Consider the following 24,913-nt stretch of genomic DNA (forward strand, 5'->3'; position numbering starts at 1 on the left):
CGGTGCGCCGGGGCTTTACCGGTCGCTCATGACCTAACGGGAGAGCGCTATGTTGATGCAAGCCATAACTGGGACCAATGCCCTGCCACAGGCGTTGCCCCGGGCCGACAGCGTCGGCGTGCAAACACCGCTGTTCGCCAATCAGGTGGAAAAAACATACAGCAATGGCACCCAAGCCTTGAGCCGGGTGAAGCTGGCCATTCAGCGCGGCGAGTTCGTTTCATTGCTCGGCCCTTCGGGCTGCGGCAAGAGCACCCTGCTGAAAATGTTCGCCGGCCTCGAAAAGCCCTCCGCCGGCCACGTGCGCTGGTGGGGCAAGGACAGCCCGGCGAGCCCGACCCAAGGGCAAAGCCTCGCGATGGTGTTCCAGGAGGCGACCCTGATGCCTTGGGCGAAGGTCAGCGACAACGTGCGCCTGCCGCTGGATCTCGCCAATGTGCCCAAAGCCCAGAGCCAGCCAAAGGTCGACGCCGCCCTTGCCCTTGTCGGCTTGGACCGCTTCAGCCAGGTGTACCCGCGGGAACTGTCCGGCGGCATGCAAATGCGCGCGTCCATCGCCCGGGCCTTGGCCACCGAGCCCAATCTGCTGCTGATGGACGAGCCCTTCGGCGCCCTGGATGAGTTCACCCGCAACAAGCTCGACAGCGACCTGCGTCAGCTGTGGGCTAGCCGCGACCTGACCGTGGTGTTCGTCACCCACAGCATTTTCGAGGCCGTCTACCTGTCATCGCGGGTGGTGGTGATGGGTGCGCGCCCGGGCCGAGTAATCGCCGACATCGAAATCGACGGCCCGTTGGAACGAGACGAGGCCTACCGCACCTCCCCGGCCTTTATCGCGCAGTGCGCACGCCTGTCCCGGCTGCTGGCCGAGGCCAATGGCGATTCTTGCTGACTTTATTGAGAGCCCGCTCATGAACCCGTCCTTTACTCCCTGGTTACGTCATCCCACGGTGTTGCGCATCGTCTCGCCGCTGCTGCTCGGCGCGGTATTGCTGGGTCTGTGGCAATTGGCATGTGTGGCCTGGAAGGTGCCGGTGTATCTGGTGCCCTCCCCGGTCGATATCGGCCGTACCCTGATCAGCGATGGCCCGATGCTGTTCGGTGCATTGTGGATGACCTTGAAGATCACTTTTTTCTCGTTTGCCCTGGCGGTGCTTATCGGCACCCTGGCGGCGTTTGTGTTTGTGCAGAGCCGCGTGCTGGAAGCCAGCCTGTTTCCCTACGCCATCCTGTTGCAGGTGACGCCGGTGGTGGCCGTGGCACCGCTGATCATCATCTGGTGCAGCAACACCACGCTGGCGTTGATTATTTGCGCGACCCTGGTGGCGATTTTCCCGATCATCGCCAACACCGTACTCGGCTTGCGCAGCGTCAACCCCGGCCTGCTCAATCTGTTCCGCCTGAACCGCGCCAGCCGCTGGCAGGTGCTGTTTCGCCTGCGCATTCCCAGCGCCCTGCCGTGTTTTTTTGCCGGGCTGCGCATTGCCAGCGGGCTGGCGTTGATCGGCGCGGTGGTGGCGGAGTTCGTTGCCGGCACCGGGGGCACCGGTGCAGGGCTGGCGTATCAGATCCTCCAGGCCGGCTTTCAACTGAATATTCCAAGGCTGTTCGCTGCCCTGCTGCTGATCGCCTTGACCGGTGTCGCGTTATTCAGCCTGATGGCCGTGCTGGCCCGGTTGAGCCTGCGCAACTGGCATGAAAGCGAACTCGGCTGACCCTTTGAATCCGCCGCAGATGCGGCGTATGGAGCCTCACATGAAATTTCAAAACAGCTGGCTGGTACGTAACGCCAGCGCCATCCTCACCGGCTTGTCCGGTGCAGCGGCGCGCCACGCCGGGCCTGATATCCGTATCGTCGACGGCCGCATCAGCGCCATCGGCGCCCTGCAACCCCAGCCCGGCGAGCGAGTGCTGGATGCCACCGATTGCGTGGTTTACCCGGCGTGGGTCAATACCCACCATCACCTGTTTCAGTCGCTGCTCAAAGGCATTCCTGCAGGTATCGACCAGAGCCTGGGAGCCTGGCTGGGTGCCGTGCCCTATCGCTATCGCGGCGCGTTTGACGAGCAAAGCTTTCGCCTCGCCGCGCGCATTGGCCTGGTCGAATTGGCACGATCCGGCTGCGCCACCGTCGCAGACCATCATTACCTGTACTTGCCGGGCATGGACTTTGACAGTGCCGAGGTGCTGTTCGAGGAAGCCGAACGGCTGGGGCTGCGGTTTGTCCTCTGCCGTGGCGGCGCCACGCAAGCACGACAAGCCGAAGGCAAGTCCATGGCCGGGCCGGAGACCCTGGAGCAATACCTGGACGACGTCGAGCGTCTGGTGCGGCGCTACCACGACCCGGCCGCCGATGCCTGGCGGCGGGTGGTGATGGCGCCCACCAGCCCGCCCTACTCCATGCCTGCCGAACACCTGCGCGAAACCGCCCGGGTCGCCCGGCGACTGGGCATTCGCCTGCACAGCCATCTGAGCGAAACCGTCGAATATCAAAATGAGGTGCAGCAACGCCACGGCATGTCGCCAGTGGCGTTCTGTGCCGAGCACGAGTGGCTGGGGCCGGACGTGTGGTTCGCGCATCTGGTGAAACTCGACGCCGAGGAAATCCGCATGCTCGGGGCCAGCGGTACGGGCATTGCCCATTGCCCGCAAAGCAATGGCCGCCTGGGCAGTGGCATTGCCGATGTGGTGGCCATGGAAGCTGCGGGAATGCCGGTGTCGATTGGCGTGGATGGCGCCGCCTCCAACGAGGCCTGCGACATGATCAGCGAAACCCACGCCGCCTGGCTGATGCAACGGGCCAGACTTGGCGAACGGGCCCGCCCGCGTTATGCCGGCGGTGACGAGGAAGGCGGTGCCAGCGCCGCCACGGTGGAAGACGTGGTGCGCTGGGGTACGTCTGGCGGGGCTCGGGTGCTGGGGCTGGACGCCGTGGGCAGCGTGCAAGTGGGCATGGCGGCCGACCTGGCGATCTATCGCCTGGACCAGCCGCGATACTTCGGCCTGCATGACCCGGCGATCGGGCCGGTGGTGGGCGGAGGACGCCCGACGTTACGCGCCTTGCTGGTCGGTGGCCGGTTGACCGTACACGACGACCAGTTGCCTGACTTCGACCTGGCCGAACTCGGCGCCCAGGCCCGGGACGCGGTGCGGCGGTTGCAGCAGGCCACAGGCGTACGCTCATGAGCTGATCTCCCCGGCACGTGCTGCCGTGCCAATACTCGGCCGTATCAAATGTCTGGTAGATGGAAAAATACGCCAGTAATCGACTTGGGACTGTCATCAGATAGTTTCAGGGTCCCGGAGAAGAAAGCAGCGGACGGCGTATCACAAGGCGCTGCTACAACAATTGCTCGCGTAGAAAATCGACGAACGCCATCGTCCGCGCTGAACGTCGTCGCTCGCGGCTGAGTACGGCGCTGACAGGCAGCGCGCTGGTCTGATAGTTGTCGAGTACGGTACTCACCCTGCCCTGCTCGACGTCAGCTGTGAACAGCCATTGCGGTGAGAGGGAAATACCCAGCCCGGAGAGCACCATTTCGCGGATGGCCTCGCTGCTGTTGCTGGTGACGTTGCCCTGGATACCTACATCGAACGCTTGGCCGAGGTGCGTAAAGTGCCAACGGTCGTAATGCTCCAGCAACGTGAAGCCGATGCAGTTGTGTCCTGACAGTTCGCTGGGCTCACGTGGCACGCCGTGTAGATCCAGATAACCGGGCGCCGCATAGACACGCCGTGGGCTATTGCCCAGTGGCAGTGCCACCAATCCCTCGCTCTTCACTACACCAATGCGGATCGCCAGATCGATGTTTTCCTTGAGCAGGTCTTCATTGTGGTCACTCAGCCGCAGGTCAATCCGCACATCAGGATGGCGTTGCAGGAAAATCCCTATGAGCGGTGCGATGCATAACCTTCCATAACTGACCGGGGCGGCGACTCGTAAAGGGCCGGCAATCTGCTCCTGGCCACTGGTGAAGCTTCGCGTGGCAGTTTCGACGTGGCCGAGAATTTCCTGGCAGTGGTCGTAGAAGCGTTGACCTTGGTCGGTCAGGGCCAGGTGCCGAGTGCTGCGTGCGAACAATGGCCCACCCAGGTACTGCTCCAGCGCGCGCACTTGTTTACTCACCGCCGGCTGCCCCATGTTCAGTTCACGGGCGACCGCCGAGAAAGACCCGCGCTCCACGACGCGGACAAAGACATGCATGCTGTCGAACAGATCCATCGACGATTGGTTCTCTTTGCGGAATAAGTCATATGCAAATTGGGTTTCTTATCGGAATGATTAAAGCGCGGCAATCTGTAAGCGTCCATCCCAACACAGGTTCCCGTCATGAAACATTCCATGCTTGCCGCCATCGCCGAGTCCGCTCAATCCCCGCTGGCCATCCGTCACATCGACCGCCCTGTTCCCGGTAAGGGGCAAGTACTGGTCAAGGTTCACGCCGCAGGGGTCAATCCGCTCGATACCAAAATTGCCGCCGGCGCAGGGGCTCACGCCCGCCAAACGCTGCCGGCCGTGCTCGGCCTTGATCTTGCCGGTACGGTGGTCGAAACGGGCGAAGCGGTCGAGGGGTTCACCCCGGGTCAGGAAGTCTTCGGCATGCCCGGCGGGATCGGCGGTGCCCAAGGCACCATGGCCGAGTACATTGCCGTGGATGCCCGCCTGATCGCGGTCAAGCCACACACCCTCAGCATGCGTGAGGCGGCTGCATTGCCTTTGGTATTCATCACCGCGTGGGAAGGTCTGGTCGATCGCGCCAATGTCCGCTCTGGTCAGCGTGTCCTGATTCATGGGGGCGCGGGTGGGGTCGGCCAAGTGGCTGTGCAACTGGCCAAGGCTCGCGGTGCCGATGTCTACGCCACCGGTTCGGCGGGCAGTTTCGACTTCATACGCTCGCTGGGGGCCACGGCGATCGACTATCAGGCACAGAGCGTTGAGGATTATGTCGAGCACTACACCGCCGGAGAAGGGTTCGACATTGTCTACGACACCGTCGGCGGCAGCACGCTGGATGCATCATTCAAAGCCGTGAAAGCCTATACCGGGCACGTGCTGAGCTGCCTGGGTTGGGGCCAGCACAGCCTGGCACCGTTATCGTTCAAAAGTGCCACCTACTCGGGCGTCTTCACCCTGGCGCCACTGCTCACCGGCAAAGGACGCGAACATCACGGCGCTATCCTGCGCGAGGCCGCTGCGCTGGCCAATGCGGGTCAACTGACGATCCGCGTGGATCAACAGCACTTTGCGCCGCAAGACGTCAACGAGGCATTTCGCCAAGTCGCCGAAGGCCGCGGCAAGGGCAAGACGGTGATCGAGTTTGTGGGTGCATAGTTCCTTGTAATCTCTTTAGAGCGCACTCGGCCAAAAGCGTCTTATAGAGACTCAGAGCCATAGAACGCTAATGACCTGAATCGCTGTTATTATTCCCGCACTACAGATAAATGGCGGCTTTATTCGGTATATGAACACGAATCGTGAGCAGTTTCCGTTGCCGGAAGATTTAAAGGTCTTCCTGACTGTTATCCGAAAAAACGGCTTCGCGAATGCCGCTGAAGAGTTGGGTTATTCACCTGCCTACATAAGCAAACGCATTTCCGTACTTGAGTCGACTCTAGCCACAAAGCTGCTGCACCGCACAACAAGACGTATTGCGCTGACCGACGACGGCGAACGAGCCCGGCAATGGGCAGAAAAACTGCTGGGAGACCTCCAGGAATTTCTTGGTGAAATATCCGAAGCGCGGCATCAACCTACAGGGTCGCTGCATATTTGCAGCAGTTTCGGTTTTGGACGTAACCACGTAGCACCAGCGATTTGCAAACTATCGCAGACCTACCCGAAACTCGATATCCGACTGGACGTGTTTGACCGTGTAGTCGATATCGTCGGCGAAGGGTTTGACCTTGAGATACGTGTCGGGGATGACCTGCCTGGTCAGCACCTGGGCCGAAAACTTGTGAGCAATCGACGAGTGCTGTGTGCAACTACGGAGTATCTGGAGCGGCGAGGCATGCCTCACTCATTAGATGACCTGACCGCCCATGATTGCTTGGTACTGAAAGAGCGAAATAACGCATTCGGAGTCTGGAACCTGACAAAGGACGGACACGAAGAGTCGGTGCGCGTAAGCGGCCCTTTGTCCTCCAACAACGGTGAGATTGTTCTGGAGTGGGCATTGAGCGGTGGAGGGATCTTGTTGCGGTCGATGTGGGACGTTAAACCGATGCTGGAACAAGGACGACTGGTGCAAGTCCTTCACCAATACACTCAAAGTGCGAACGTATGGGCTGTGTACCCCACCCGACTTAGCGAGTCGGCAAAATTGAGGGTTTGTGTCGAGTTTCTCGAAGAGTATTTTCGCCATCTATCGGTTGAGTGATGCCCTGGCGGTAGATCCCAGCATGCGATCTACCGTCGACACTGTTTCCATCTGGTTCACAACCACGGATGCTCCGACAGATACCGAGTTTCAAAGCTGCGAATCTGTTCGGTACGCTGAAGCGTGGTGCCAATGGCATCCAGGCCGAGTAACAGCGACTGCTTACGCAATTGATCAATCTCAAAGTGAATAACTGCACCGTCAGCTAATTCGATCGTTTGCTCTGGCAGATTCACGTTGATCTTCGCTGTTGCTGCGTTGCTGATAACGCCTGCAATTTGTTTCAGTTGCGCTTCGGACACCTGGATGGCCAGCACGCCATTTCGCTGGCAGTTGTCAAAAAAAATACCGGCGAAGCTGGTTCCAATGAGCGCTCTGATACCGACTTGCTTCAAGCCCCAGACGGCATGCTCGCGGCTTGATCCACAACCAAAGTTTGGCCCGACCACCAGAAAAGCGGCTTCGTTCCAGGCGGGCTGATTGAGAATGAAAGCTGGATTGGGTTCGCCGGACTCAAGGAATCGCAGATCGAAGAACAGGCCTTGGTCCAGCCCCTTGCGATCGATCCCCTTGAGGAACTGCTTGGGCATGATGACGTCGGTGTCGATGTTGGAAGCCAAAAACGGTGCTGCACTGCCGATTACCGTGGTGAAAGGTTGCATGTTCACGCCTCCAGAGCGAAAGATCGAACGTCAGTCAAATGCCCGGTAATCGCCGCCGCAGCGACCATCGCGGGGCTCATCAGATGGGTGCGCGCACCGGCGCCCTGACGGCCTTCAAAATTGCGATTGGTACTGGATGCACACCGGTCACCGGGTGCGAGCACGTCATCATTCATGGCCAGGCACATCGAGCAGCCTGATTGCCGCCACTCAAAACCCGCATCCAGGAAAATCTGCGCGAGCCCCTCCTCTTCCGCCTGGCTACGCACCAGGGTCGATCCCGGGACGATCATTGCTCGCACATGGGCAGCGACTCGTTTACCGCGCACCACTCGTGCAACATCACGCAAGTCTTCAATCCTGGCATTGGTGCAGGAACCAATGAACGCATGGCTGATCATCACGTCGCTGAGCGGCATTCCGGGTACCAGGCCCATGTAGTCCAAGGCTCGTTGCATGCCCTGACGCAATATCAGGTCTGTCTGACTAGCGGGATCTGGTACACGACTTCCAACCGGCGCCGCCTGATCAGGGCTCGTCCCCCAGGTGACCATGGGTTCCAGCGCACCAACATCGAGAGTGACTTCACAATCAAACAGAGCACCTTCGTCGCTATGCAGTCCTCTCCATTTCGAGACTGCCTGCTCCCACATCTCGCCTTGAGGTGCGCGGGGCCTGGATTGCAGGTAGGCAAAGACTTTTTCGTCCGGTGCCATGAAGGCGCCTCTCGCACCCGCTTCTACAGCCATGTTGCAGATGGTCATCCTGGCTTCAACGCTGAGGTCATTGATTGTCGGCCCCGCAAACTCAATTGCGTAACCTGTGGCGCCCGAAGCTCCGATCTTTTCGATCAGAGCCATGATGATGTCCTTGGAGGTGACGCCGGTTGCAAGTAAACCGTTCACCGTTACACGCATGGTCTTCAAGCGTTTGTAGACCAGTGTCTGTGATGCCAGCAAGTGTTCTATTTCGGAGGTACCGATGCCGAAACCAAACGCGCCCAATGCACCATAGGTCGTGGTATGACTGTCACCGGCTGCGACGATCATGCCCGGCAGTATGAAGCCTTGCTCGGGCGCTACGACGTGCTCAATACCCTGACGTTTATCGAGAATATCGAACAGTTCAATTCCGAAGTCTCGGCAGTTTTCTTCGAAGTAAGAGACCTGCTGTGCGCCACCTGCATCTGGCATTGTAGAAATACGAACTGGAGCAGTCGGGTTAACGTGGTCTACCACCGCCAAAGTCGCGCTCGGGCGCCAGACCTGGCGACCTGCTTCGCGCATACCGCTAAAAGCCTGTGGACTTGTGTATTCATTAGCGACCTGGCGGTCAATGTATAAAAGGACATGGCCCTGATCATCGAGAACACAAACAGTGTGGCTGTCGATGTGTTTCTGGTAGAGCGTTCTTGGCTTATTCATTGAATGGGCTCTTTTCCGGTCTAAGCATGAATATGGGTGCGGTATGTCAACAGCTTATTTTTGCCGCAGATTCTCTATCAATAGCGATAAGGTGAAGGCGTTGTGCACGATGCGTGAATAATCGTAAGTGCTTTTTTAGGACATCCATTTGTGGGGAGGTCATATTTTGAGCAGAACAACGCCAAGGCACTGTGTTGCGATCCAATGCGGCGTAGTACTGGCGCCATGAGCCAACAGAATGGAATCTGCGTCAGGGGCGACTTATTCGGTGGAAAGCTTGGCTGCCGCTGCGGCTGCTCGTGAACGACGGCCGCGCTTGAGGGCGATCGGTGCCATCTTGCTGCGATCCAGTTCACCCTCCCAAGCCGCCACTACAAGGGCTGCGACGGCATTCCCGATGATATTGGTCAGGGATCGGCATTCCGCCATAAAACGGTCGACCCCGAGGATCAACACCATCGCCGCCACAGGTACGGTAGGCACTACCGCCAGGCTCGCGGCCAGCGCGACGAAACCCGCACCGACCACTGCGCCCGCACCCTTGGAGGTGAGCATGGCCACCGCCAGCAAAGTCAGTTGTTGCTCAAGACTCAAATCGATGTTGGTCGCCTGAGCCAGGTGATCGGGCCGATAATCATCTTGATCAGCTTGATGAATCCGTCACCCAATGGCTTGAAGTCGACGCCAATCTGGGGCCAGTAGTGGCCGACCACGATGCCCATGGCGATTGCTATGACGACCTGCACATAGAGCGTTCCCAGCAGTTTTCTGATTGTCATTGTTATTAACTCCAGGCGTGTTTCGGGCATGACTATTGCGCGCAGGCCAATGATGTCCTGCGGCGCAAGGCTGGTTCATATCAGTGAAAGGCGGGTGTCAACGCAGGAAAGCCATTGCCTCGGCGAGCAATACCTCTGGGACTTCTTCAGCAAGGTAATGGCCGGCGGACAACGCCTTGCCACGAACATCTGTGGCGACCTGCTGCCATTCCTTGAGCGGTTCGAAGCAACGACCGACCGTGCCTTCGGCGCCCCATAAAACCAGCAATGGAAGACTCAGGTGACGACCGGATTGGATGTCGGCACGGTCATGCTCAAGATCTATGCTGGCGCTGGCGCGGTAGTCCTCGCAGATACCCCGGGCGGCGCCCGGAAGTTTCAGGCAGCGCAGGTATTCGCCGAAAGCTTCGTGAGTAAACGGTTTGAGCCCCGCACTACGACTGCCCATCACACTGCGCAGATAGGCTTCGGGGTCGGCTTCGATCAGGGTTTCCGGCAATGGTGCCGGGCGAATCAGGAAAAACCAGTGCCAGTACGCGCGGGCAAACGCTTCGTTGGTTTGGGCGTACATCGACAAGGTTGGCGCGATGTCGAGCAGCACCATGCGTTGCACTGCAGCGGGATGATCCAACGCCAGGCGATGGGCAACGCGGGCGCCACGGTCGTGGGCCAGCAGAGAGAAGCGTTCGAAGCCCAAGGAATTCATCAGCTCGACACCGTCCTTGGCCATTTCGCGTTTGGAGTAGTTGGTGTGATTTTCGTTGGCTAGAGGCTTACCGCTATCACCATAACCGCGCAGGTCGGCGGCAATCACGGTGAAATGCTCGGCCAGTTGTTCGGCGACCTTGTGCCAAATGACATGGGTCTGAGGGTGACCGTGCAGCAACAGCAGGCCCGGCCCGCTCCCGCCAATGCGATAGGCAATGTCCACACCGTTGACATGACGCTGGTCTTTGAGGAATCCGGCAAACATGAGGTGACTCCTTGTTGTAGTTGCCTACATCCTGAAATCGTTGGCGCTAAAGAAAAAGTCGCAAACCGTGGTGCGTTTATTCATGAACCGTGTTCAAAGAACGCTCGATCCATCACTTGGCGAACAAACTGCAGTATTTAAAGAATATCTGACATCCCTTTTTTAATAAGCCCCTCTTATGCGTGGCTTATTGCATTAACCGCTTCATACGCGTATTTGCTTGACGCCCATCGCCTGAGTAGAATGCGATTCATTATCAATCATGTATGTCCCGGGATGCCGATGCGTAGCGACGAAACACTAGGTACTGCAGATCCAGGGCTGCTCTATCGCACCCACTTCTCGTGGTTACAGGGCTGGCTGGTCCGTCGCATTGGCTGTCGCGATAACGCCGCAGATCTGGCGCAGGACACCTTTGTGCGTGTGCTCAAACACCGCCATCAGTCCGGCGCCCTGCGCGAGCCACGCGCCTATTTGAGCAGCATTGCCCGCGGGTTGATGATTGATCAGTATCGTCGTCGCGAACTCGAACGTGCCTACCTGGAAAGCATCACCTTGCTGCCGCAACACGAGGTTCCCTCGGAAGAAAGCCGGTTGATGATTCTTGATGCCCTCGAGCGCATAGACCGTCTGCTCGACTCGCTTAAACCAAGAGTTCGCCAGGCGTTTTTATTTGCCCGACTCGACGGTTTGACCTGCGCGCAAATCGCCGAAAAGCTCGGTGTTTCCCGCGCGACGGTGGAGCGCGATCTGGCCACGGCCCTGCAACACTGCTATCGCTTGCGTTATGTCGAGGCCTGAGCCCGAGGCGCTGGATCCGGCCATTGTCGAGCAGGCGATCCAATGGCTGGTGCGCCTTCGCTTCAATCAAGCCGATGAACAGACACAGCGCACGTTCGAGCACTGGCTGCAGCAGCGCCCGGAGCATGGATTGGCGTGGCAGCGTGTGGAAACGCTTGGCGATGAATTTGAAGGCGTACCAGCTCAGCTGGCTCGACAAACCCTTAAGGGCGCCCAACATGGAATGCGCCGGCGGGAGAGCCTGAAGCTACTGGGCGTATTGGCGACCGTTGGCACGGCAGCCTGGCTCGGCCGCGACTACACCCCCCTGCCCTCCATGCTTGCACAGCAGCGCAGCAGCACCGGCGAGCAACGACGTTTCCAACTCGATGATGGCAGCCTTATCCAGCTCAATAGCGATAGCGCCGTCGACAGCGATTTCGACGCCCAGCGGCGCCTGATCATCCTGCGCCGTGGTGAAATCATCGTGAATGTCGGTGCGGATCAACACTCGCCGCAAGCGCGACCGTTGTGGGTGCAATCACGCGACGGGATCATGCGAGCCCACAGCTCGCGCTTTCTGGTGCGCGAGCGTGACGACGGCACTCTGGTCGCCGCTCAGGAAGGATCAGTCACGGTTTTCCCCGGTTCCGGTCAAGCGTCTGCGAGCCGCAACGTCCTGGCAGGAAACCAACTGCTGTTCACCTCAAGTGACGCCCGAAGGTTCAGGGACAACGGCCTTGATCTATGGGGTTGGGGTGACGGTGTGATCAGTGCGAACCATATGCGCCTTGGTGACTTCATCGCAGAGTTGTCGCGTTATCGCCCAGGAGTCTTGCGCTGCGCCGAAGAGGTCGCTGATCGTCGCGTTTCCGGCACTTTCCAGCTCGCCGACAACGATCGGGTCCTGGCATTGATCGCGCAGTCACTGCGCCTGCACATTGATTACCGAACCCGTTATTGGGTCACCGTAACCGCTGCCACCTGACTCCACCCGAATATTTTTTCGCTACCTGAAAAATAATGAGGTGGTTTCTCATTCTCGTTCGACCTGTAAGGAAGGCCGGAATACAGGCCAGTCTGCCGATGTCCTTTCTTGGAGCGAGAAAATGAGTTCGTCCCCGGTTTCACAGCGCCATCCATTAAGTCGTGCCATGCACGGTGCGATCCTGGGTTTGATCGTGAGCAGCTACGCATTGCCATCGCTGGCGCAAACCTCGGGCGCTGATCACAGCAATCAAGTCAAACAGTGGAATATCGCCCCCGGGCCACTGGCGCCAGCGCTTGACCGCTTTGCGCGCGAGGCTGGCATCAGCCTTTCCTTCGACGCCTCGAGTGTGGCGAACCGCACCACGGCTGGCGTGAATGGCACGCTCGATACATCGGCAGCGCTGTCATCCTTGCTCCAGGGCAGCGAATTGCAGATCGAACAGCAAGGCCCAAATGCTTACCTGCTGACCCCTCAAGCAAAAACCGCCGGCCCGCTGGAACTCGACGCAACGGCTGTTGAGGACTACCGCCTCGCCCCGCTCATCATCAATGCCAAGGTCCGGGTCAGTGCCGACGACGACGCCAACTCGGTGGTTGCCAAGGAGCTCTGGGTGGGCGGCAAGGTGGCGACCAGCATTCTTAATACACCGGCATCGGTGTCGGTGGTGACCAACAAGGAAATGCAGCAACGCAGCGTCAGCACCACGGAAGAAGCGCTGCAATACACGCCGGGCGTGGTCAGCGACTTTTATGGTACTGATGATCGCAACGACTATTTCCAGATCCGCGGCTTCCAGGCCACCACCTACCGTGACGGCTTGACCCTCAGCTCAATGCGCGGCGTACGCGAAGACCCATTCGCCTATGAGCGCATCGAGATTCTGCGTGGCGCCAACTCCACCCTGTTTGGCCCTGCGGACCCGGGCGGTTCGGTAAATTTCGTGACCAAACAGCCGCGCTTCGAGAAGTTTGGCCAAGGCTATGTGACCTACGGTTCGTTTGACCATGTCGAGACCGGCATCGATGTCGGCGATGCGCTGAACGACGAGAAAACCCTGGCCGGCCGCTTTACTGCCAAAGGCCAGAACAGCGATCGCGAGTACGACCACTCGCAGGACGACAACCAGCTGTTTATGGGTGGCCTCACCTGGGCACCGACGGATTACACGTCGGCCACGATGATTCTGGACTACCTGAAAACCGAAAGCTCGCCCAACAGCGGCGGCTATCCACTGGATCGGGAATACGACCGCAGCAAGTTTTATGGCGAGCCCAGCTACAACTTCCACGATGTCGAGCGCACCAGCCTCAGCGGTAACGTCACCCATGATTTCGACAACGGTTTCGTACTGCGCAGCAATCTGCGTTACAGCAAGTTGACCGATGATTTCGGCTACGTGTACCTCAGCGACAGCGCCGCACGTGTCGGTACCACCGTCGATCGATACCTGTTTGGCACGGACACTGAAGCCGATCAGTTCAACGGCAATCTGATGCTGCAATACGATGCCCGTTTCGAGAACATCGACAGCAGCAGTCTGGTGGGCGTGGAGTACCTCGATTCGACCACCAAGGAAAGCTCGGTCTACGCCCTGACGACCCCGATCGACATTGCCAACCCGGTGTTTACTGGCGTTCCACGCTCAATCGCGCCGTATGCCGTCAACAAGCGAGACGCGACCACCAAGGCCGTCTTCCTTCAGCAGAACCTGTCGTTCTACGAGCGTTTCATCGTCACCGGTGGCGTGCGCAACGACTCGATGGACCTGACCAGCAAAGGCTTGCAATCCACTGAGAAAGACACCTTCTCCGAAACCTCCTACCGAGGTGCTTTGACCTATATCGTCAACGATGAAGTATCAACCTACGTGAGCATGGTCGAATCCGTCTCGCCGCCGCAGGTTGGCGTAACACCGCAGACAGGCAGGCAGTACGAAGTGGGCGTGAAGTATGCGCCGATGGGGATGGACGCACTGTTCTCCGCCGCGGTGTATGACCTGACCCAGGAAAACGTCACCATCGCCGTGGTGCTGCCGAGCGGCATCATCGAGCAGCAGACGGTGGGTGGATCACGTGCACGCGGCCTCGACCTGGAGGCCAAAGCACAGGTGACGCAGAACCTCAGCCTGATCGGTGGCTATTCCTATATGGAGTCCGAGGTATTGCGCGGCTCGTTGTATGACGGCAGTTCCCTGAAGGGCAACGAGTTCGCCACGGCACCCAAGCATTCAGCCTCGCTCTGGAGTTACTACGACGTACCCGCTACTGATGTCAGCGTGGGCCTGGGTGCGCGCTACGTCGGCGCTTATTACTTCGATGCAGCCAACTCCGGCAAAAGCGATGGCACTACCCTGTTCGACGCTGCCTTCAACTACAAGATCGCCAAGGGCACCGATTTGGCGGTGAACGTCAGCAACCTGCTGGACGAGCAGCACGTGGTCGGCTCCGGCACCGCGAACTTCTACAACCCGGGCCGCGAGATTACCGCCAAGCTGAGCTACAACTGGTAAGCAGGCGGGTCAGCGTTTTTCCCCACACAGAAAACGGTGCCCGCGTTACCGCGGGCACCGTTAACTACGGGCAATACTCAGGTTGATCTACGCTTGAATGAAATCACGTGGAGAACCAGATCATGTCCCTCGCTCCCGGAAATCTATTAGCCCTGCTTTTGGGTGTCTTCGTTTGCACATCCGTGCTCGGACAAGGGGCAGAAGACAGCGATTCTCCACCGGCGATACTGCCCTTGGCATCCGAGAGTGCGCCCAGACTCATTGCCTACCCGCCGCTTGCCGAGCCGCTCGCCCGTGGAGTGGTCATCATCCAGTTTCGAACAGAGCACGCCAGGATCATGCCGGTATTTGGCAAAGTGGCTGCTGAGGTATCGCCACGCTTAGGTCACCTTCACGTGACCGTCGATGACTGGAAAGGTACGTGGGCGCACACCAGTGGAGACCCGATTATCCTGGTCGGGCTAACGCCCGGTCCTCACAAGGTTCTCATGGAAGTGGCCGACCCGACGCACCAGATCATCACCAGTACGACAGTGAGTTTTACAGTACCGGAGAAGAAACCGATGGACGCTCCCCGTACTGACGATGATCACGCGGTAAAACCATGACCGCCGTGCTATCACCGTAACAGGCAACGACCGGCGTCTCTGCCAACGACTACCTGGCTCAATATCTCCAGAAGACCGGGGTCACGAGCACCAACACCGTCAGGATTTCCAACCTGCCTAGCAGCATGCCAACGGTGAGTAGCCATTTGGCCGCATCCGGCAGTGACGAGAAATTACCTGCCGGGCCGATGATTGTGCCCAGGCCGGGGCCGACGTTACACACCGCCGTAGCGGCGCCGCTCAGGGCGGTAATCCAATCAAGCCCGATCAGCGCCAGGCCCAAAGCGATGGCGGCAATCGTGATGGTGAAAAAAAACGAGAAGGTCAGCAGCGAACGGACGATTTCCTCGTCGATGGGATGGCCGTTGTATTTTTTCTGAATCACGGCTCGGGGATGGATCAACTGCTTCAAACTGCTGACCAGGAGCGCGGCAGCCACCTGAAAACGGAAGATTTTCAGCCCGCCTGCCGTTGAGCCGGAACAGCCACCGACGAAGGTCAGATAGAAAAACAGCAAAACAGCAAAGCTGCCCCACAAGGTGTAATCGCCAACCGCAACTCCGGTGGTCGTGACCACCGAGGTCACATTGACCGCTACGATACGAAACGCGTCCCACCATCCGTAGTCGCTGTGCAAATACAGCCAGGTACCTACCGCCAACGATGTGACCAGCAGGAATCCAATAAACCCGCGTACCTGGTGGTCCCTGATCAGCGCACGCCGATTGCCGCGACAGGTTGCGACGTACAAGGTGAATGGCAGGCTGCCCAGAATCATGATGACTACCGCCACCCAGTGAATTGCTGGCTGCTCCCAGTGCCCGAGGGAGGAGTCCGACGTCGAGAACCCGCCGGTAGAGATCAACGACATTGCGTGGTTGATCGCTTCGAATGGGGTCATTCCTGCGAGCCAGAGCGCCAAAGTGCCGACACCCGTCAGGCCCAGATAGAGCAAAAGGATGTACTTGGCTGCGACATGAGAACGTGGTGTCACTTTCTCCGACCAGTCCGAGGACTCTGTCTGGAAAAGACGCATGCCGCCGACTCGCAAGAGCGGAAGAATCGCGACGGCCATGCCGATAAAACCGATGCCGCCTAACCAATGCAGCATGGAACGCCAGATCAACAAGCCGGGAGAGGCGCTATCCAGACCGGTGAGTACCGTCGAGCCAGTGGTTGTGATGCCCGACATCGTTTCAAAGAACGCATCGGTGTAGCTGATATCGCTGATGAAAACCATGGGTAACGCTGCGAAGGCGCACACAACAACCCAGCTCGCGGTAGTCAGCAGGTACATGTCCCTGGGCCGAAGATTGCCGGTCTCCGGACGCCCTCGCACGATCAACAGCAGACCACAGATGAAGGTAATCAGACTCGACCAGAGAAAGGCCGACAGATCGTCGCTATGCTCATAGACCACCAGCGTCATCATGGGTATAGCCATGCTTACCGCCAGGGTGATCAGAAAAATACCCAAGATGAAGCCGATAAGCCGAATTGCTGCGAGGGACATCACGATACCGTTCCAAATTAGCGCCGCGCAGTATCGGATGCCCTCAATAAAGACTGCGTAAATTCTCCGTAAAATTTTGACCTGCAATCAGGCAGGCTGCGGGATCTGCGCTGATCAGGAGGAAACGAGTCTCTCGTAATCAGAGAAGGGCTTGAGCGCGCAGTACTGCACGTGTAGCAGACTCCCTTTGACGATACAGCGCTATTCGCCTTTGTGTCGCCAGAGGTCAGAGGGGCTGGCCCTTGGCTATGCAATACGTGTTGACGAACATTGCAGTGTGCTGCAAAGACTGTCGTATATCCGGTTTAGCTATTCCATGCCTGTTGGCAAATTGCTCAACCGCCGCCGTACTAAAACGAGTGGTCTGGATAAAGTCCAAAGCTTCGGGTTTTGTATTCAAGAACCACGCGACGGGAGGAATACTCAGTAGCAGCTTCAACAATCGAAGTGAAATGTGATGCTTGGGAGACTTTAATCCCAAAGGTTGTGCAACCTGTTTCAGGAGATCTCGCAAGTTTGGCGTCTGGTCATCAAGCGCCAGCAGTTCCTGACCCACCATGGCAGGATCAAACGCACAAACTGCCACCAGTTCAACCAGGTAGTCCACGGTGACCAGTGGAAGCCAGTGCTTGGCGGTGCCGGGCACCGCAGTCAACTTGCCCTGCACAAGGTTGCGTATCAGCTCCACCAGCGGCTGACCGTCAAGGATATGCCCTGTGCGGCTGTGGCCACAGACCGTCGCAGGATGGACAACAGTAAATTCCCCGCCCTTGGCTGCCATGACCTCCAGGGTCGCAAAATGCGCTTCCAGCTTGCTTCCTTCGTAACCACCGACACGCCGGTAGACGGCAGGCCAATTCGTCCGTTGCGGATAACGAGCGTCAATTCCGATGCGTTGCAGGTGTTCATGATTTTTCAGCATGTAGCCGCCGATCATCACTAAACGGCTTTTTTGCTCAGCCGCCAACAGCGCCACCCGCTTTGCCCCTTCTACGTTCACCGCTCGAGAGTGTTCCACTGAAAGCCCCCATGCGAAGTGGGCACCCAAGTGGAATATGACGCTGGCGCGCCTCAGCACTTCTCGGTCAGCAACACTCAGCCCGAGGTTGTCTTGTTCCAGATCGCCAGCTACGGCGAATACCTGGTTTGCGCACCCACCCAAATTATCAACTTGCTCGCGCAAGGCGGCCAGTCGCTCCGGGCGACGCATCAATACCCGAATGATGTGACCTTTCGCACTCAGGTTCGCCACTAAATGTTGACCGATGAAACCAGTCCCTCCTGTGACAAAGCACTCCACGCTCATTTCCCTGTTCCTTGTTGAAGGTGAGAAATCAAGCGTAAAGTATCGACCCTACTCTACAGTCAAGCGGTGTTTGCATGAAAATCGGCGAACTCGAAGCGCGCAGCGTCACCAGCCGCCATACGTTGCGTTACTACGAGCAAATCGGCCTGATCTCACCGCTGCGGCAAACCAACAACTATCGCGTTTACAACGAGCAAACTCTGCAGGATCTGGACTTTATCCAGCGGGCGCAAAGCATGGGGTTTTCTCTGGGGGAAATAGGCGAGATTCTGGATGCGCAGCGGAACAAGCTGATCGATTGTGCTGAAGGTGCGAAGCTGATTGAAAAGAAGATGGCAGACATCAAACAGAAAATCGGCAACCTCCAAAGCATTTATCGGTATCTGGATGAAGAGCGTGCAACCCTGGAAGCCAGTGCCGCCAGGCAACTTGAGCTTCAGCGACTGAGCAACTCCTCCAATCATTAAATCAGCACGTTTTCCAGGTGCATCATGGTGATCATTGCTGGCCGGTTTCTTTGAGTCACGATGGGCGGAATTCAGGCGTTCGGCTAGACGTGTACACCCATGCACAGCAGATATCAGCAGTCCGGCAACTCGCACCGCGCAGCAGCTTTCAACGCCAATTCCACGCTGCTGTCTGCCGAGACTCACTCCTCACTCGGGTCGTAACTGTTCACATTGGGCACTTGCAGATGCAGGCGCCCAAGCAAGTCAATCAACGTGTCGACCTCAGCCGGGGTCAGTCCGCTGAGCAGGCGCGACTCTCGCTCCAACGCAACTTTGAGTACACGGTCATGCAGTTCTTTGCCGCTGGCCGTCAATCGCACGGTGTAACGCCGTGCATCCTTGGGATCCAGCTGACTGGTGATCCGCCCCGCTGCTTCCAGCGTTTGCAATGAACGACTGACAGCGCTCTTGTCGAGACCGATCGCCTGACAGATTCGATTGGCGGTGATGTCGGATTCCACGGCCAGCATTGAAAGCATCCGCCATTCAACCACGCCAATCCCGAAGTGTTTGCGATAGCACTGGGAAGCCCCGGTGGCGAGTTTGTTCGCCAGGAACGTCACCAGGCCAGGTACATAACGCGACAGGTTCAGTTGTGTATCGGTAGCCATCGAGAAAACACCGTAGATCGAAGATCTTGTAATTTGGTTGACACCGCAACCAATTTATCTGAGGATTTACTCAGCCAAACATTGCGGACAATGCGCCGCATGATACGCCGTAGCACAACCTCAAAAAAATAATTAACAGGTCTTGCTTATGAACTCTCGCCAGCCTTGCCCTTCCGTGGCGCCCATGATTTCCCACCGTTTCTACTTCTTCGCGCCCGGCTGATTCGTCACCCGCTCGCCCCCTTTTTTACCGCTCGTTTTTCAGCAGCCACTTCAATGTGGAGGGAGAAGTCATGCTTCAAGTCAACGTCACCCGCAAGGTCGTCGAGGTCGAGGGTATTTGCAGTTTCGAGCTGTGCGCAGCGGACGGTCGGCCGTTACCACCATTCAACGCCGGCGCTCACATCGACATCCACATTGCCGGCGGCCTCACCCGGCAATACTCGCTGTGCAATGATTCCAAAGAACGTCATCGCTACGTAATCAGTGTGCTGAAGGATCCTGCCTCACGCGGCGGTTCCAACGCGATGCACGACACCATCAGTCAGGGACAGACACTCAGCATCAGCGAACCACGCAACCTCTTCCCACTCGCCGAATCGGCGAAGCGTCACCTGCTGTTTGGCGGCGGTATCGGCGTTACGCCGATGTTGGCAATGGCTCATGAACTGCATCATCAAGGTGCGGATTTCGAGCTGCGTTACTGCTTTCGATCCAGCGAGCGTGCCGCGTTTATCCAATACCTGCGGCAAGCGCCATTCGCAAACCACGTGTATATGCATGACGACAGCGGCGCGCCCGAACAGAAACTCGATGCGACCACCCTCCTCGCCGCGCCAGACACTACAACTCACCTCTACGTGTGCGGTCCGGCCGGCTTCATGAATTTCATCCTCGACACCGCGCAGGCCGCTGGCTGGCCCGAAGATCGTGTGCACAGAGAGTTTTTCGCCGCCGCACCTGTAGATGCAAGCGCTGATTCGCCTTTCGAAGTCCAGCTTGCGAGCACAGGGCAGATTTTTTACATCCCCGCCGATCGCACTGTTTTCGAAGTGCTCGATGAAGCCGGGATTGCCATCGAGTCATCGTGCGAGCAAGGCGTCTGCGGCACCTGTGTCACGGGCTTGCTCGAAGGCATTGGCGATCACCGTGACCAGTTCATGACCGCCGCCGAACACGCTGCCAACGACCGTTTCACCCCCTGCTGCTCACGTGCCAAATCGCCCCGTCTGGTATTGGATCTTTGACCTGAACCGAGCATCGACCGCTCGCCGGAGAACATCATGACAACCGCTGCCCAACCCCTCGCACATGAAATTGCCCCAGCTACTGCGCCGAGCTTCCCCTTAGATCAATGGTATGTCGCGGCCTTGAGCCGGGAACTGAAAGACCAGCCTCTTGGCCGCACGTTACTGAACAAACCGGTGGTGCTTTTTCGCACGGAGGATAACCAGGTCGCCGCGCTGGAAGACCGATGCTGCCATCGTGCATTGCCTCTGTCCGGCGGCACGGTGGAAGCACGCGGGTTGCGCTGCGGATATCACGGTCTGCTATTCAATGAAGGCGGGAAATGCATCGAAATTCCGGGACAGGACAAGATCCCGAGCAAAGCCAAAGTGCCTGCCTACCCTGTCCGGGAGCAGGATCAGATCATCTGGATCTGGTTTGGCAGCGCTGAGCATCCGCAGCCGACATTCGCGCCACCGGTCTACGATGTGCACAGCAGCGGTAAGTACCTGTTCGACGGTGATGTCTATCACTACGACGCGCCCTATCAACTCATCCACGACAACCTCATGGACCTCAGTCACCTGGGCTATGTCCATCTGCACACCATTGGCGGCAACGCCAGTATTCACATGAACGCGCAGATGAGTGTGGACGGCGACGACTCAATGGTTCGCGTGGTTCGTCACATGCCCGATTCCGTTCCGCCGCCGACCTACACCGCGGCCTACCCGTTCAAAGGCAACATCGACCGCTGGCAGGAGATCGAATTTCACTTCAATCACCTGCGCATCTGGACCGGCGCGATAGACACGGGCACGGACGATCTGAACAACCCGGATCGAGGTGGGTTTCATATGCGCGGCTTTCACGGCGTAACACCGGAAACAGACACCACAAGCCACTACTTCTGGACCATGGCCACCAACCCTGAACATGATCCCGAGGCCGTCACAGCCAAAGTTCTGCATCAGACGCGATTGACGTTCGACGAAGACAAAGTGGTGATCGAAGCGCAATACCAGAACATGTGCCGGTTCGGTACTCGCCCGATGATTGATATTCACGTCGACGTCGGAGCCAATCGTGCTCGTAGAATCATCGAGCGACTGCGCAATCCGACAAGTTGATGGCCGCAACACAGTGGCGGCGGCAAATGCCGTCCACTGTGTTCAAAGCCTCTGCCGTACTAACGCGGCGGAAAAGCTACGCCGACCCGCTCGGCATACTTGAGCCATGCGGCTTTGAGCCGTTCGACCGTCTGCGGTTGAGCCGCCGCCAGGTCATGGGTTTCACCACGATCCTGGGCAACATCAAACAACTGCCATTGCGGCGGCTGCGCATGGTCACCGAACCCCGCTTGCGGGCGCATGCCCAACAATTTGAGGTTGCCCTCACGATAATAAGCATTGCCGAACAACTCTCCGGCCAGACTCTCAGCGTCGTGAGGGCTGCCCTTGCCTACAAGCATTGGCAGGATGGATCGGCCGGTGATCGGGTGTTTGTCCGCTTCGCTCGGCAAGGCGATGCCCGCCAAATCAAGGAATGTCGGTGCCAGATCATCCACCCGTGCCAAGCCCCTTTCTACGCCCTGACGACGCAGTGTCTTGGGCAGTTGAATGATCGCCGGCACACTGATTCCGCCTTCGGCCGTGGTGCCCTTGAACAAGTGAAAAGGCGCGGCACTGACTTCCGCCCAACGCAACCCATAGTCGATCTGCGAGCCTCGCTGGCCCAGATTGGCCAGGCTGTTATCGGTGTTCACCCCGGGCGGATAGAACTGCGCATGATTTTCCGCCGCTGCGCCGTTGTCGGACATGAAGACGATCACCGTGTTGTCGTACTGGCCGCTTTGGCGCAGGTAGTCCATAACCCGGCCAATGTTGTGGTCGAGGTTGTCGACCATTGCCGCGTAGATCTCCATTTTCCGCGCTTCGATTTTCTGCTGCTCAGCCGTGAGCTGCTGCCAACCGGGCAGTCTCGGGTTTACGGGCAACGGTTGCGCCGGCTGAAAGTCCTTGTCCACCAGGCCGAGTTTTTTCAGCCGCTCAATGCGCGACGAACGCACCGTGTCGTAGCCCTGGTCGAAGCGGCCGCGGTATTTGTCCAGGTACTCCTTAGGCGCTTGCAACGGCCAGTGCGGTGACGTGTAGGCGGCATAGGCAAAAAACGGTTTGCCCTGGCGTTGGGTGTTTTGCAGGTAGCTAATCAGCTTGTCGGTGTAAAAGTCTGTGGAGTAGAACGTCTCGGGAACCTCTACCGACTGGCCGTTTTCACGGTAATGCACTTGCTCCAAAGGCGTCGGTGCAACGCTGGCGGGTTTGAAGTGCGTCGCCCCGCCTTCCAGCAAGGTGAACGACTGCTCGAAACCGCGTCGGTCCGGGCCTTGATCAGTTTCCAGACCCAGATGCCATTTGCCGACCATCAGCGTGTTGTAGCCGCCCGTTTTGAGCAGCTCGGCAACCGAGTAGGCGCGCCCGTTCAGGAACCCTTCATACCCCGGTTTACCCTGTTGAAACGGTTGCAAGGCTTCGGCCATGGTGCCCAGTCCGACCAAGTGATTGTCAGTGCCGGACAGCAACATCGATCGAGTGATGGAACAGGTCGGCGCCGCGTACATGCTGGTGAATTGCACGCCCTGTTGAGCCAGTTCATCCAGCCTGGGGGTGTGAATCTCTCCGCCATAGCTGCCCAGATCCGAATATCCGAGATCGTCCGCCACGATCAGCAGAATATTCGGTTGGCTGGCCGCCATGGCCATGCCGCCGCCCATTGTCAGGGCGCAAAAAAGTGCCGTCAGCGGTAATCGCGATAGAGCCATCGTTTTTCTCTTATTGTTGTTGAAGGAGTGTCCGGAACTCACTCTTCGAAAATAGCCACCGCACGCACGAAACCTGCAGACGCATGGCGGATCTTGTAAGGAAAGCACGACACCGTGAAGCCGCTCGCTGGCAGGGACTCGAGGTTGGCCAGTTTTTCCATTTGCCCGTAGCCGATATCGCGCCCGGCCTTGTGCCCTTCCCAGATGATCGAGGCATCGCCGCTGGCAGCAAAACGCTCACGCGTGTATTTGAACGGCGCGTCCCAGCTCCAGGCATCCGTGCCGACCACGCGCACGCCACGCTCCAGCAGATACATCGTCGCTTCGCGCCCCATGCCGATGCCGGCATCGAGGTAACCCGGCTGGCCAAACAGTGCCCCGGCGCGTGTGTTGACCAGCACGATATCCAGCGGTTGCAACGTGTGCTCGATGCGCGCCAGTTCCGCTTCGACCTCTTCTGCCGTCACCACGTGACCGTCAGGCAAGTGGCGAAAATCCAGTTTGACCCCCGGCTGCAAACACCAGTCAAGCGGCAACTCATCAATGCCAAACGCCGGCTCGCCGCCATCGGTGGTCGAGGCGTAGTGCCACGGCGCATCCATGTGGGTGCCGCTGTGAGTGGTGATCTGCAAACGCTCGGCGGCCCATGATTCATTGCCGGGCATCTGCTCAAGCTGCAACCCCGGGAACATCGCCGCCATCTCGGGCCAGCCTTGCTGGTGATCCATGTAATCGATTTTCGGCAACAGCGGCGGCGGATCCGTGTACGGGTTGTTATCGAGGGTCACCGAAAGGTCGACCAAACGACGTTTACGCTGGATGGGCTGTGACATGAGGCGTGTCTCCGTTCAACGGCAGATGCCGAAAAGGGGCTGGATTGAGGGCGTTGCGAATAAGCGTGGCGACGTTGCCGTCATGGCAGAAACCGGCAGCGCGGGCCTGCGGGGTTTTCAAGGGCGGCATGCGCCCGAACAGGGTTTCGAGCTCAAGATCAGCGGCGAAACTGATCAGCGCACGGCGTTGCTCGCCGTAAGTTGCCGCTAGTGCATCGATGACTTGGGCGATGGACAAATGCAGCACCGGCAGCTGCCAGACCCGCTGTTGCGCGGCGGCGGCGTCCAGTTCGGCGGCGTGGATCAGGTTGTTCACGCAACAGCGCGCCGACATCCACCACGCCGTCGCTTGCGGTGATACCGGGCAGCAATAGTCAGCGCCCTCGGCAAACGCACGCATCAAGTCGCTCATGAAGGCCGAGCGCAAGCCGTTAGGTTCGCGCGGGCGCGCGACAATGCCCGGCAGGCGCACCGCACGGCTGTCGATTTCAGCGCGCCGACCCAGATCGATCAGCGCCCGCTCGACCATCATCTTGTGTGCGCCGTATGACAATTGCGGTTGCAGTTCAGCCTGTTCGTTCATCTTTGCCGGCAGATCGGCGCCGTACACCGCAACGCTGCTGGTATACACCAACACCGGAGGTCGCGCCTTGTTGCGCAGTTGATCAAGCAGTTCGAGGCTGGCCAGCAGGTTGACCTGATAACCCGATTCGTAATGCGCCTCCGCTGCTCCGCCGGGAATGCTGACCAGGTGAAACACCACATCAATGCCATCGGCCAAGACCCGGCGCATCAACGCTGCATCCTTCACGCTGCCGCTGTGCCGACGCAGGCGCGGGTCGTCGGGCAGGCCTTGGACGTCAGTGTCCAGCACCAGCAACGAACGAATGACTTGCCCGCGCAAACTGCCGCGTGCGAGCAGACAACGCAGCAGTTCGCGACCGACAAAGCCATTGGCTCCGGTAATCAGTACACGCATGGGCGTTC

Annotated in this window: 23 protein-coding genes and 1 pseudogene; 12 read left to right on the forward strand and 12 right to left on the reverse strand. The window is 58.4% G+C overall.

Going from position 1 to position 24,913, the window contains the following annotated elements; all coding sequences use genetic code 11:
* Positions 1-49 precede the first annotated feature (49 nt).
* The 3 genes from AC0IXA_RS01605 to AC0IXA_RS01615 are packed head-to-tail and all read left to right on the forward strand — an operon-like array spanning position 50 to position 3,186.
* A complete protein-coding gene (locus tag AC0IXA_RS01605) occupies positions 50-892 on the forward strand; it encodes an ABC transporter ATP-binding protein (protein ID WP_471811330.1) in 843 nt (280 codons plus the stop codon).
* 19 nt (positions 893-911) lie between these two features.
* Positions 912-1,715 (forward strand): ABC transporter permease, encoded by an 804-nt coding sequence (locus AC0IXA_RS01610; protein WP_471811332.1) that lies wholly within the window; start codon positions 912-914, stop codon positions 1,713-1,715.
* A 40-nt stretch (positions 1,716-1,755) separates the two neighbouring features.
* Positions 1,756-3,186, forward strand: a complete 1,431-nt coding sequence (locus AC0IXA_RS01615) for an amidohydrolase family protein (protein WP_471811334.1) — start codon at positions 1,756-1,758, stop codon at positions 3,184-3,186.
* A 154-nt stretch (positions 3,187-3,340) separates the two neighbouring features.
* Here the strand turns inward: AC0IXA_RS01615 and AC0IXA_RS01620 are convergent, their stop codons facing one another.
* A complete protein-coding gene (locus AC0IXA_RS01620) occupies positions 3,341-4,222 on the reverse strand; it encodes a LysR family transcriptional regulator (RefSeq protein WP_282382907.1) in 882 nt (293 codons plus the stop codon).
* 108 nt (positions 4,223-4,330) lie between these two features.
* Here AC0IXA_RS01620 and AC0IXA_RS01625 point away from each other — a divergent pair, with 108 nt between their 5' ends.
* Positions 4,331-5,332: a zinc-dependent alcohol dehydrogenase family protein gene (locus AC0IXA_RS01625; RefSeq protein ID WP_471811336.1), complete on the forward strand. Its 1,002-nt coding sequence runs from the start codon at positions 4,331-4,333 to the stop codon at positions 5,330-5,332.
* Between the two features lie 130 nt (positions 5,333-5,462).
* The gene (locus AC0IXA_RS01630) at positions 5,463-6,380 is read left to right on the forward strand and encodes a LysR substrate-binding domain-containing protein (protein ID WP_110645311.1); all 918 of its coding nucleotides are present in this window, start codon (positions 5,463-5,465) and stop codon (positions 6,378-6,380) included.
* Between the two features lie 56 nt (positions 6,381-6,436).
* Here AC0IXA_RS01630 and leuD read toward each other — a convergent pair whose 3' ends face one another.
* The 5 genes and pseudogenes from leuD to AC0IXA_RS01655 form a co-directional block, all read right to left on the reverse strand.
* Entirely contained in the window at positions 6,437-7,042 is a 606-nt protein-coding gene (gene leuD / locus AC0IXA_RS01635) for a 3-isopropylmalate dehydratase small subunit (RefSeq protein WP_471811338.1), read from the reverse strand.
* Positions 7,043-7,044: 2 nt separating this feature from the next.
* Positions 7,045-8,466: a 3-isopropylmalate dehydratase large subunit gene (gene leuC, locus AC0IXA_RS01640; protein ID WP_341637480.1), complete on the reverse strand. Its 1,422-nt coding sequence runs from the start codon at positions 8,464-8,466 to the stop codon at positions 7,045-7,047.
* Positions 8,467-8,727: 261 nt separating this feature from the next.
* Positions 8,728-9,084: pseudogene (locus tag AC0IXA_RS01645) on the reverse strand (cation:dicarboxylate symporter family transporter); the annotation flags it as partial.
* Positions 9,057-9,275 (reverse strand): cation:dicarboxylate symporter family transporter, encoded by a 219-nt coding sequence (locus AC0IXA_RS01650; protein ID WP_471811340.1) that lies wholly within the window; start codon positions 9,273-9,275, stop codon positions 9,057-9,059. The gene AC0IXA_RS01650 and the pseudogene AC0IXA_RS01645, both read right to left, overlap by 28 nt.
* Before the next feature lie 67 nt (positions 9,276-9,342).
* A complete protein-coding gene (locus tag AC0IXA_RS01655; RefSeq protein WP_471811342.1) occupies positions 9,343-10,218 on the reverse strand; it encodes an alpha/beta fold hydrolase in 876 nt (291 codons plus the stop codon).
* A 282-nt stretch (positions 10,219-10,500) separates the two neighbouring features.
* Here AC0IXA_RS01655 and AC0IXA_RS01660 point away from each other — a divergent pair, with 282 nt between their 5' ends.
* From AC0IXA_RS01660 to AC0IXA_RS01675, 4 genes are all read left to right on the forward strand, one after another.
* Positions 10,501-11,019 carry a sigma-70 family RNA polymerase sigma factor gene (locus AC0IXA_RS01660; protein WP_038862146.1) on the forward strand — a complete coding sequence of 173 codons (519 nt, stop codon included), beginning with the start codon at positions 10,501-10,503 and terminating at the stop codon, positions 11,017-11,019.
* A complete protein-coding gene (locus AC0IXA_RS01665; RefSeq protein ID WP_471811344.1) occupies positions 11,006-11,986 on the forward strand; it encodes a FecR domain-containing protein in 981 nt (326 codons plus the stop codon). The genes AC0IXA_RS01660 and AC0IXA_RS01665 overlap by 14 nt, the downstream gene beginning before the upstream one ends.
* Positions 11,987-12,107: 121 nt before the next feature.
* Positions 12,108-14,498 (forward strand): TonB-dependent siderophore receptor, encoded by a 2,391-nt coding sequence (locus AC0IXA_RS01670; RefSeq protein ID WP_471811346.1) that lies wholly within the window; start codon positions 12,108-12,110, stop codon positions 14,496-14,498.
* A 122-nt stretch (positions 14,499-14,620) separates the two neighbouring features.
* Positions 14,621-15,106, forward strand: coding sequence for a DUF6130 family protein (locus AC0IXA_RS01675; RefSeq protein ID WP_471811619.1), 486 nt, complete (start codon positions 14,621-14,623; stop codon positions 15,104-15,106).
* A 58-nt stretch (positions 15,107-15,164) separates the two neighbouring features.
* Here the strand turns inward: AC0IXA_RS01675 and AC0IXA_RS01680 are convergent, their stop codons facing one another.
* Positions 15,165-16,619: a TrkH family potassium uptake protein gene (locus tag AC0IXA_RS01680; RefSeq protein ID WP_212616354.1), complete on the reverse strand. Its 1,455-nt coding sequence runs from the start codon at positions 16,617-16,619 to the stop codon at positions 15,165-15,167.
* Positions 16,620-16,845: 226 nt separating this feature from the next.
* Entirely contained in the window at positions 16,846-17,925 is a 1,080-nt protein-coding gene (locus tag AC0IXA_RS01685; RefSeq protein ID WP_122692566.1) for an SDR family oxidoreductase, read from the reverse strand.
* 74 nt (positions 17,926-17,999) lie between these two features.
* Here AC0IXA_RS01685 and AC0IXA_RS01690 point away from each other — a divergent pair, with 74 nt between their 5' ends.
* Complete coding sequence (locus AC0IXA_RS01690) at positions 18,000-18,392, forward strand: MerR family transcriptional regulator (RefSeq protein ID WP_471811349.1); 393 nt, start codon at positions 18,000-18,002, stop codon at positions 18,390-18,392.
* Between the two features lie 182 nt (positions 18,393-18,574).
* On the opposite strand, the gene AC0IXA_RS01695 is transcribed toward AC0IXA_RS01690, so the two are convergent.
* The gene (locus AC0IXA_RS01695) at positions 18,575-19,045 is read right to left on the reverse strand and encodes a MarR family winged helix-turn-helix transcriptional regulator (protein ID WP_122692564.1); all 471 of its coding nucleotides are present in this window, start codon (positions 19,043-19,045) and stop codon (positions 18,575-18,577) included.
* A 293-nt stretch (positions 19,046-19,338) separates the two neighbouring features.
* Here AC0IXA_RS01695 and AC0IXA_RS01700 point away from each other — a divergent pair, with 293 nt between their 5' ends.
* On the forward strand, positions 19,339-20,292 hold the full coding sequence (locus AC0IXA_RS01700) for a PDR/VanB family oxidoreductase (RefSeq protein ID WP_471811351.1): 954 nt from the start codon (positions 19,339-19,341) through the stop codon (positions 20,290-20,292).
* A 36-nt stretch (positions 20,293-20,328) separates the two neighbouring features.
* Positions 20,329-21,402 carry a Rieske 2Fe-2S domain-containing protein gene (locus AC0IXA_RS01705; RefSeq protein ID WP_471811353.1) on the forward strand — a complete coding sequence of 358 codons (1,074 nt, stop codon included), beginning with the start codon at positions 20,329-20,331 and terminating at the stop codon, positions 21,400-21,402.
* Between the two features lie 59 nt (positions 21,403-21,461).
* Here AC0IXA_RS01705 and AC0IXA_RS01710 read toward each other — a convergent pair whose 3' ends face one another.
* From AC0IXA_RS01710 to AC0IXA_RS01720, 3 genes are read right to left on the reverse strand one after another with little or no spacing between them, the layout of a single operon-like run.
* On the reverse strand, positions 21,462-23,093 hold the full coding sequence (locus tag AC0IXA_RS01710) for an arylsulfatase (protein WP_471811355.1): 1,632 nt from the start codon (positions 23,091-23,093) through the stop codon (positions 21,462-21,464).
* Positions 23,094-23,131: 38 nt separating this feature from the next.
* On the reverse strand, positions 23,132-23,926 hold the full coding sequence (locus AC0IXA_RS01715; protein WP_341637468.1) for a cyclase family protein: 795 nt from the start codon (positions 23,924-23,926) through the stop codon (positions 23,132-23,134).
* On the reverse strand, positions 23,904-24,905 hold the full coding sequence (locus AC0IXA_RS01720) for an NAD-dependent epimerase/dehydratase family protein (RefSeq protein WP_471811357.1): 1,002 nt from the start codon (positions 24,903-24,905) through the stop codon (positions 23,904-23,906). The genes AC0IXA_RS01715 and AC0IXA_RS01720 overlap by 23 nt, the downstream gene beginning before the upstream one ends.
* Positions 24,906-24,913: the final 8 nt, after the last annotated feature.

The sequence above is a fragment of the Pseudomonas sp. AC083 genome (assembly GCF_979253165.1).